At 74.9% G+C, this 8,823-nt stretch carries 8 protein-coding genes and 1 riboswitch; of the genes, 3 read left to right on the forward strand and 5 right to left on the reverse strand.

Annotated features, from left to right (window positions below; all coding sequences use genetic code 11):
• Positions 1 to 3 precede the first annotated feature (3 nt).
• Positions 4 to 1,266 carry an aminotransferase class V-fold PLP-dependent enzyme gene (locus BAW75_RS05250; RefSeq protein ID WP_104112829.1) on the reverse strand — a complete coding sequence of 421 codons (1,263 nt, stop codon included), beginning with the start codon at positions 1,264 to 1,266 and terminating at the stop codon, positions 4 to 6.
• A 48-nt stretch (positions 1,267 to 1,314) separates the two neighbouring features.
• Positions 1,315 to 1,437: riboswitch (SAM riboswitch) on the reverse strand.
• Positions 1,438 to 1,502: 65 nt separating this feature from the next.
• On the opposite strand from BAW75_RS05250, the gene BAW75_RS05255 reads away from it, so the two are divergent.
• Entirely contained in the window at positions 1,503 to 2,939 is a 1,437-nt protein-coding gene (locus BAW75_RS05255; protein WP_084789594.1) for a PrsW family intramembrane metalloprotease, read from the forward strand.
• Between the two features lie 4 nt (positions 2,940 to 2,943).
• Here the strand turns inward: BAW75_RS05255 and BAW75_RS32240 are convergent, their stop codons facing one another.
• A complete protein-coding gene (locus BAW75_RS32240) occupies positions 2,944 to 3,111 on the reverse strand; it encodes a hypothetical protein (RefSeq protein WP_166457585.1) in 168 nt (55 codons plus the stop codon).
• Positions 3,112 to 3,204: 93 nt separating this feature from the next.
• Positions 3,205 to 3,552 (reverse strand): GroES family chaperonin, encoded by a 348-nt coding sequence (locus BAW75_RS05260; protein ID WP_043327996.1) that lies wholly within the window; start codon positions 3,550 to 3,552, stop codon positions 3,205 to 3,207.
• A gap of 154 nt (positions 3,553 to 3,706) precedes the next feature.
• On the opposite strand from BAW75_RS05260, the gene BAW75_RS05265 reads away from it, so the two are divergent.
• Complete coding sequence (locus tag BAW75_RS05265; protein ID WP_231915501.1) at positions 3,707 to 5,005, forward strand: AI-2E family transporter; 1,299 nt, start codon at positions 3,707 to 3,709, stop codon at positions 5,003 to 5,005.
• A 51-nt stretch (positions 5,006 to 5,056) separates the two neighbouring features.
• Here BAW75_RS05265 and BAW75_RS05270 read toward each other — a convergent pair whose 3' ends face one another.
• Positions 5,057 to 7,201: an ATP-dependent DNA helicase gene (locus tag BAW75_RS05270; RefSeq protein ID WP_064446720.1), complete on the reverse strand. Its 2,145-nt coding sequence runs from the start codon at positions 7,199 to 7,201 to the stop codon at positions 5,057 to 5,059.
• Positions 7,202 to 7,325: 124 nt separating this feature from the next.
• On the opposite strand from BAW75_RS05270, the gene BAW75_RS05275 reads away from it, so the two are divergent.
• Complete coding sequence (locus BAW75_RS05275) at positions 7,326 to 7,832, forward strand: DUF402 domain-containing protein (protein WP_043327997.1); 507 nt, start codon at positions 7,326 to 7,328, stop codon at positions 7,830 to 7,832.
• 6 nt (positions 7,833 to 7,838) lie between these two features.
• Here BAW75_RS05275 and sigJ read toward each other — a convergent pair whose 3' ends face one another.
• Entirely contained in the window at positions 7,839 to 8,792 is a 954-nt protein-coding gene (gene sigJ, locus BAW75_RS05280) for an RNA polymerase sigma factor SigJ (protein WP_104112831.1), read from the reverse strand.
• Positions 8,793 to 8,823 lie beyond the last annotated feature (31 nt).

An 8,823-nucleotide genomic window follows, 5' to 3' on the forward strand; every position in this document is an offset into this window, starting at 1 on the left:
GGGTTAGGGGAGGTGGGACAGGGCGGTCAGGAGGGTGTCGACCTGGGGCTCGGTGGTGCCCAGGCCCAGGCTGGCGCGCAGGGCGGTCGGGGGCAGGTCGGTGCGGCCGGTACGGGCGGCGGCCTCGGCCAGCAGGCGACGGGTCAGCGGGTGGGCGCAGAACAGGCCGTCCCGTACCCCGATCCGGTGCCGGCTCGCCAGATGCGCGGCCACGTCGGCCGAGTCCCGCCCGGCGACCACGAAGCTGACGATCCCCACCCGGGGCGCGTCCGGGCCGAACATGCGCAGCTCGACCACGTCGGGCAGCGTGGCGAGGCCGCGGCGCAGCCGGGTCAGCAGCGCCTGTTCCCGTACGTGCAGCGCCTGCCGGTCGGCCTCGCCGAGCGCGGCGCAGACCGCCGCCAGCGCCACCGCGCCGAGCAGGTTCGGGGTGCCGGCCTCGTGCCGGGCCGGGCCGGTGGTCCACCGCACCTCGTGCGTGGCCGCGCCGACGTGGCTGGTGGCGCCGCCACCGGCCAGGTACGGCGGGGCCGCGTCCAGCCAGTCCGCCCGCCCGGCGAGCACGCCCGCGCCGAACGGGGCGTACAGCTTGTGGCCGGACAGCGCCACGTAGTCCACGTCCAGCGCGGCCAGGTCGACCGGGGCGTGCGGGGCGAGCTGCGCGGCGTCGACCAGGATGCGGGCGCCGTGCCGGTGCGCGACCCGGGCCAGCTCGGCGATCGGCCACACCTCGCCGGTGACGTTGCCGGCGCCGGCGACCGCGACCAGCACCGGCAGGCCGGGCCGGGCGTCGCGGGCCAGCTCGCCGAGCGCCGCCGCGAGGGACCGGACCGCGCCGGCCGGGCTGTCCGGCACCGGCAGGCGTACCGAGCCGCGCGGCCAGGGCAGCAGGTTGGCGTGGTGCTCGCCGCCGAACGTGATCACCGTGGTGCCCGCGGGCAGCGCACGGGCCAGCAGGTTCAGCGCGTCTGTGGTGTTCCGCGTGAAGATCACGTGGTCGTCGGGGCGGGCGCCGAGGAAGTCGCCGACGGTCTGCCGGGCCTGCTCGTAGGCGAGCGTGCAGCGCCGGGACAGCGCGCCCGCGCCGCGATGCACGCTCGCGTACCAGGGAAGGAGCCCGGCCACCGCGTCGGCCGCGGCCCGCGCGCACGGCGCGCTGGCGGCGTGGTCCAGGTTGATCTCCCCCGGTACGCCGAGCACGCCGAGCGGGTCGGGCCGGACCGGCGCGGGCAGCACTGGCGACGGGGGTACGAGAGTGAGGGTCATGGCGGAGCCTCCCGGGTCACAGGTGGACCCCGGGTGGTGCCGGGACGGGGTCCGCGCTTGCCCAGCACGCGGAGCGGCGCTGGGCCCGGTCATCACCCGGGGCACCCCACCGCGAACCTCGACGAGGGTTGCCGGCCAGCAAGCCGGGGCTTGACGCTGGCGCTCGTGACCTGTTCGGGAGCATAGCCGTAGCGTTCGGCCCGGACCAGTGGGTCGCGGGTGACTACGCTGACCGCATGGCCGACACCCCGCCCGGCGGAGCCCTGCCGCCGCCGCCCGCGCCCGCCGCCCCGCCGCCGGGAGGGCCGACGCCCCGGATGCCGCTGCGCCGGCTCGGCTGGCGGCGCTTCCTCGCGCTGGCCGGTGTGGTGCTGCTGATCGCGGCCGGCGCGCTGTTCATGGTCTTCACGCTGGGCGAGAGCCTCGGCGCCGAGGCGCTGCTGGTGGGCCTGGTCGCGGCGATCCTGCCGGTGCCGGTGCTGGTCTCCTGCTTCCTGTGGCTCGACCGCTACGAGCCGGAGCCGTTGAAGTATCTGATCTTCTGCTTCGCGTGGGGCGCCTTCGTCTCCACCGCGATCTCGCTGCTGGTCAACGAGACCGGCGCGCGGCTGTTCGACGACCTGGGGCTGCCCGCCGCGCTGACAGCGGTGCTCGTCGCCCCGTTCATCGAGGAGCTGACCAAGGCGGCGGGCCCGCTCCTGGTGCTGATCTTCCGGCGCCGGGAGTTCTCCGGGATCACCGACGGCCTGGTCTACTGCGGGCTCTCCGCGGTCGGCTTCGCCATGGTCGAGAACATCCTCTACCTGGGCGGGTACGGCTACCGCACCGGCGTGGAGCAGTACGGCCCGGCCACCGGCGCGCAGCAGGTGATCGCGATCTTCATCGTCCGGATCCTGCTGTTCGGCTTCGCCCACCCGCTGTTCACCTCGATGACCGGCGTCGGGCTGGGCGTCGCGGCGCGTACCGCCGACCGAAGGGTACGGGTGCTCGCCCCGCTGGCCGGCCTGCTGCTGGCGATGATCCTGCACGGCACCTGGAACCTGCTGCCCTCGCTGGCCCAGGCCACCGGGCAGACGGTGATCGTGCTCTACGGGTACATCGGCGTGATGGTGCCGATCTTCTTCGCCATGGTGGGGCTGGCGATCTGGCTGCGCGCCTGGGAGGGCCGCCTCACCGAGCGCACGCTGCCGGACTACGTGCGGGCGGGCTGGCTCACCCCGCCCGAGGTGGCCGCGCTGGGCAGCCTGGGCCGCCGGCACGCGGCGCGTACGTGGGCCCGGCGGGTCGCCGGTGACGGCGGGGTGAAGGCGATGCGCGGCTACCAGTTCGCCGCGACCCGGCTCGCGCTGCTGCGCGACGGCATGCGCCGGGGACTGGACCGCAAACCCGCCGAGCGGGAACGGACAGCGCGGGAGGAACGGGAACTGCTGGAGGCGATCTCCGCGTACCGGTCGTTCTTCGTCGGCCGGGACCCGCAGGCGCCGGTCGGGGTCTGGGACGGTCAGCGCTACCACCTGCGGTTCCCGGACGGTTCGCAGCGCCCGGTGGAGGCGCCCGACGACCCGGTGGTGCCGATCCCGGTGGTGCTCGCCGCGCCGCCCGCGTACCCGCCGCCCGGCTACGGCCCGGGCGGCTGGCACGGCCCGGGCGCGCCCTGGCATCCCGGGCGCTGACGGGTCAGCTCATCAGGCCGGTCAGGAAGTCGCCGAGCCCCTGGGCGATGGCCATGAGCGCGGCCCCGATCCCCCTGAACACCTGCGCGGCCCCGTCCGGACGGAACGCCATGAAGTAGATCAGGAACGCGAGGAATCCCCAGGCGAGGATCTTCTTGATCACTACCGGCATGGTGTCCCTCCCCAGGGCGCTCAGGTGCCTGGGCTTCCCGCCGGGAAGCGCCGCAAACGGCGCCGATGCCGGGTCGGAGGGTGGAGAGCCGGATCAGAGGTAGAGACCGGTGGAGCCGGCGGCGGTGCTCTCCACCCGCTCGGCCGCCACGGCGTGCACGTCCCGCTCGCGCAGCAGCACGTACGCCCGCCCGTGCAACTCGACCTCGGAGCGGTCGTCCGGGTCGAAGAGCACCCGGTCGCCGGCCACGATCGAGCGGACGTTCGGCCCGACGCCGACGGCTGTCGCCCAGGCCAGCCGCTTGCCCACGGCGGCGGTCGCGGGGATCACGATGCCGGCGGTGGAGCGGCGTTCGCCCTCGGCGCCCTCGGTGCGTACCAGCACGCGGTCGTGCAGCAGGCGGATCGGCAGCCCGGCGTCGAGACTCTGGTCGGCGGTCACGCGAAGACGCTACCGCGTGCCCGGCTGTCGATTCCGCCGTGGTTCGCAGGAGCGCCGGGCGGGCAATGTGTGGCCGAGCCGCCCTAGGGTGGGGCGAGCAGACGTATCCTGTGCCCCCTGCGACGTGGTGGGGCCGACTTTGCCGGAGGTGCGCTTGAGCCGCTTCGAGCGGATGCGCGGACGGCTCCGCCGCGCGTACGAGTCGGGCCGGGAGGCCGCCCGGACCCGCCGGGCCGACCCGGAAGCGGCGCCGGGGGAGGCAGGAGTGGCCTCGCCCGCGTCACCGGGACCGTCGGCGTCGCCGGAGGCGACTGTGGTGGGCGTCGAGCCGCCGGCCGCGATGCACTCCTCGACTGTGAGCCGGGACGACACCGAGGTGCCGCACGCGCTGCGGATCACCGCCGCGTGGTGCTGGCGGCTGATCGTGATCGGCATCGTGACCTGGGCGCTCATCAAGATCATCGGCACCATCAGCATCGTGATCATCCCGCTGACCGTCGCGCTGCTGCTCTCCGCGCTGCTCGCCCCGGCGGTCGGCTGGCTGCTCCGGGCCCGCCTGCCCCGCTCACTGGCCACCGGTGTGGTGCTCGTCGGCGGCCTGGCCGCCGTGGTCGGCACGCTGACGCTGGTGGTCAACGAGTTCATCAAGGGCGTACCGGAGTTGAGCGAGAAGTCCTCGCAGGGCATCCGGCAGATCCAGGACTGGTTCAAGACCGGCCCGCTGCACCTGTCCGACAGCCAGCTCGACCGCTACATCAACGAGGCGCAGAACTGGATCAACGGCAACACCGAGCGGTTCACCAGCGGTGCGCTCAGCACCGCCGCCACGCTGGCCGAGGTGCTCACCGGCACCGTGCTCGTGCTGTTCGCCACGTTCTTCTTCCTGCGTGACGGCAACTCCATCTGGCGGTTCCTGGTCCGGCTGCTGCCGGTCGCGGCCCGCTGGAAGGTCGACGACGCCGGTCGCGCGTCGTGGGCGACGCTCGGCGCGTACGTGCGGGCCACCGTGCTCGTGGCCTTCATCGACGCGGTCGGCATCGGCATCTTCCTGGTGCTGTTCGACATCCCGTTCGCGTTCCCGCTGGCCGCGCTGGTCTTCCTGGGCGCGTTCATCCCGATCGTCGGCGCGTTCCTGTCCGGCGTGGTCGCAGTGCTGGTCGCGCTCGTCGACAGCGGCCCGGTGACCGCGCTGATCATCCTCGGCGTGGTGGTCGGGGTGCAGCAGGTCGAGGGCCACGTGCTCCAGCCGCTGATCATGGGCCGGGCGGTGGCCATCCACCCGCTCGCCGTGATCATCGGCATCGCCGCCGGCGTGGTGCTCGCCGGCATCGCCGGCGCGCTGGTCGCGGTGCCGCTGATCGCCGTGCTCAACACCGCGGTCCGGCGGCTCGCCGCGCGTACCGTGCCGGACACCCCACCGGACGCGGTGGTGGTCGCCTCCCAGGCGCCCTGACCCGCACGACCCCCTGACGCCCGTGTCGCCCCGCCCGGGGAGGCGCGGGCGTCAGCTCTTGGCGAGCCGTTCCAGCGCGCCCCGGGCCACCTCGGGCCGGGTGGTGTACCAGAACGGCGGCAGCGAACGGCGCAAGAACGGGCCGTACCCGCGCGCCGTCTCCAGCCGCGAGTCGAGCACCGCCACCACGCCCCGGTCGCCGGTGGCCCGGATCAGCCGGCCGACGCCCTGGGCCAGCCGGACCGCCGCGATCGGCACGCTCACCGCCGCGAAACCCGAGCCGCCACCGGCGTCCACCGCCGCCGCGCGCGCCGCGGCGAGCGGCTCGTCCGGCCGGGGGAACGGCAACCTGTCGATCACCACGAGCTGGCAGGCGTCGCCCGGCACGTCCACCCCCTGCCAGAGCGACATCACCCCGAACAGGCAGCTCTCCCGCACCTCGCGGAACCGGCGCACCAGCAGCGGCAGCGCCTCCTCGCCCTGCAGCAGCACCGGCAGGTCGGTCCGCGCGCGGACCAGCTCCGCTGCCTGCTGCGCGGCCCGTCGCGACGAGAAGAGCCCGAGGGTACGACCACCGAGCGCCTCGACCAGCGCCAGCAGCTCCTCACCGGCCGGCCCGGGCAGCCCGGAGACGCTGGGGCGGGGCAGGTGCGCGGCCACGTACAGGATGCCCTGCCGGGCGTAGTCGAACGGCGAGCCGACGTCCAGCGAACTCCAGCCCGGCCCCTCGGTGGCCGGCACGGTGCCGATCGACGCCCGGCTGCCCTCGGCGGCGGCCACCGGCGGCGTGACCGGGGTGCGGCCCGCGGCGGCAGCGGTGGCGATCGCGGCGGCGGCCGGGGACGGCGGGGCGGGCGGCGGCGCGTCCAGCCCCAGCGCCCGGGCCACCGTGTCGAAGCGGCCGCCCAGCGCCAGCGTCGCCGAGGTGGCGACGACCGTGCGCTCGTCGTACAGGTGGGTGGCGAGCGTGCCCGCGACCGACAGCGGCGCGACCACCAGTGCCCGGCGGCTGCCGTTGTCCGGCTTCTCGACCCAGGCGACGTCGTGGTCGGCCTCCTCCAGCAGCCGCTGGGCGGTGGTGGACAACTCGTCCAGCACCGCCTTGGCCTGCTGCTTGCGTACCGGGTCGGGGTCGTCGGACTTCACGTCGCCGATCGCCTCCAGCGCGGCCCGGGTCGCCGAGTCCAGCAGCGTGCACGCCTCGCGCAGCGCGGACGGCAGACCGGCGGTGAGCCGCCCGGCCGGCGCCTCGGCCAGCCCCACGGCGAGCGCGTCACCGGCCTCGGTGAGCCGCTCGGCCAGGTCCGGGCGCAGCAGCGGCCGGGCCCGGCGGGTGGACCTGTCGATCAGCTCCGGCACCAGCTCGGCCTGGGCCGCCGAGGAGACCCGGTCGGCCAGCTCGTGCGCCTCGTCCACCACCAGCAGCTTGTGCGGCGGCACGATGTGCCGACCGGCGAGCATGTCGACGGCGAGCAGGCTGTGGTTCGTCACCACGATGTCCGCCTCGCGGGCGCGCGCCCGGGACGCCTCGGCGAAGCACTCCTGGCCGAACGGGCAGCGGCTCGCGCCCACGCACTCGCGCGCCGGCATGGAGACGGTGCGCCACACCTGGTCGTCCACGCCCGGATCCAGCTCGTCCCGGTCGCCGGTGGCGGTCTCCTCGGCCCAGTCACGCAGCCGCTGCACCTGCTTGCCCAGGCGGCCCGCCTCGCCGAGCCACTTGGTGCCGCCGTTGCCGGGGCGCGGCGCGTCGAAGAGCGCGTCGTCCGGCTCGTCCTCGACCGAGCTGTCCAACCTCGCCAGGCACAGATAGTGGTGGCGACCCTTCAGCACGGCGAACGTGGGGCGCCGGCCCAGCACCGGCTCGACCGCGTCGGCCAGCCGGGGCAGGTCGTGCTCGACCAGCTGGGACTGCAACGCCAGCGTGGCGGTGGAGACCACCACCGGCCCGTCCACCGTCAGCGCCGGCGCGAGGTAGGCCAGGGACTTGCCGGTGCCGGTGCCCGCCTGCACCAGCAGGTGCTCGCCGGAGGCGATGCTGCGCTCGATCGCCTCGGCCATCTGCTGCTGACCGGGCCGGGCCGCGCCGCCGGGAACCGCGCCCACCGCGGCGGTCAGCAGCTCCCCGGCGCCGGCGCGACCACTGCGGCGCTTCTTCGGGACGGCCGGGCCGGTGGCGGTGCGGGACGGGGTCACCGTGCGACCGTACCCGCCGGCACCGACGGGGGTCCGGTCGCTCCGGCGGCGTGGCGGGACGGCGGGTCGCGTCCGGTTACCTCCCGATCGCGTGGCGTGGCCGGAATCGGTTAGGGTGCCAGGCATGCCGAGCGACGTGGTCCGCGTGATCTACCGCAAGTACGACGGCAGCGCCCACCGCGACTACCCGGCCCGCCGCCTCGCCGAGGACGATCTCGGCGTCTGGCTCGGCGTGCCCGCCGGCACCGAATCCGTCTACCACGGCCGCCCGTCCGTCGAGCAGATCCCGTTCGTCCTGCTGGTGCCCCACCACGGCTGGTGGACCGGCATGTTCAACCCGCCGCCGCGCACCAGCGAGGTCTACTGCGACATCGCCACCCCGGCCCGCTGGGAGGGCGCGGAGACGGTCCACCTGATCGACCTCGACCTTGACGTGGTGCGCCGCCGCGAGACCGCAGTGGTCGAGCTGCGCGACGAGGACGAGTTCGCCGAGCACCGGGCCCGCTGGGGCTACCCGGACGACGTGGTCACCGAGGCCGAGGCGGCCGCCCGCTGGCTGCTCGGCGCGCTCGGCGACGGCACCGAGCCGTTCGCCACGTCGTACCGGAAGTGGCTGGCACTGGTGGTCTGAGCCAACTCACCAGCGCGGCGGCCAGGCGGCGTCCGGCCCCAGCGGCGGCAGCTCGCCGACCTTGTCCGGGTTGAGGTGGTTGAACACCCCGGTGACCCGCCCCTCGTGGACGGCGAACGAGGTGACGATCCGCATGGTCCGCCCGTCCCGGTAGGGGACCTCCGACTGCCAGCCCAGCGTGCCGTCCACCACCACCGGCCGGACCCGCATCGCGCCCCACTTGCGGGCCTGGTTGAACAGGCCGAGGAGCAGGCGACCGGCCGCCTCCGCGCCGACCACCGGCTGGCGGGCCGCCGGGAAGTGGCCGCCGGAGTCGCCGATCGCCACCACGTCGGGTGCGAGCACCCGGACCAACTGCTCCAGCTCGCCGGACTCCACGGCGGCGACGAACGCGGTGAGTACCCGTCGCTGCTCGGCGAGGTCGGCGCTGTGCTGCGGCGCGTCCGGCCGGTGCACCGCCCGCCGGGCCCGCGACGCGAGTTGACGCGCCGCCTCCGGCGTGACCGCCAGTACGTCCGCCACGTCGGAGAACGGCACCGCGAACACGTCGTGCAGCACGAACGCCACCCGCTGCTCCGGCGTCAGCCGTTCCAGCACCACCAGCAGCGCGGTGCCGATCTGGTCGGCGCGTACCGCCCGCTCGGCCGGGTCGGGCGCGAACCCGTCCGCCGCCGGCACGGTGGTCACCACCGGCTCGGGGAGCCACTGACCCGGGTACGCCTCCCGGCGCACCCGGGCGGAGCGGAGCACGTCCAGGCAGATCCGCGAGCAGGTGGTGATGAGCCAACCGCGCAGATCGCGTACGCGGGCGCGCTGCTCGGGGTCGCTCAACGCGCCGGAGAAGCGCAGCCAGGTCTCCTGGACGGCGTCCTCGGCCTCGCTGCGGCTGCCGAGCATCCGCCGCGCGACCGCCAGCAGATGCCCCCGCTCCGCTTCGAACTCCCCCGTAAGTTCATCCACCCACTCATTCTCCCGCCCCACCACCTCATTC

This window comes from Micromonospora chalcea (assembly GCF_002926165.1).
GTDB lineage: Bacteria > Actinomycetota > Actinomycetes > Mycobacteriales > Micromonosporaceae > Micromonospora > Micromonospora chalcea.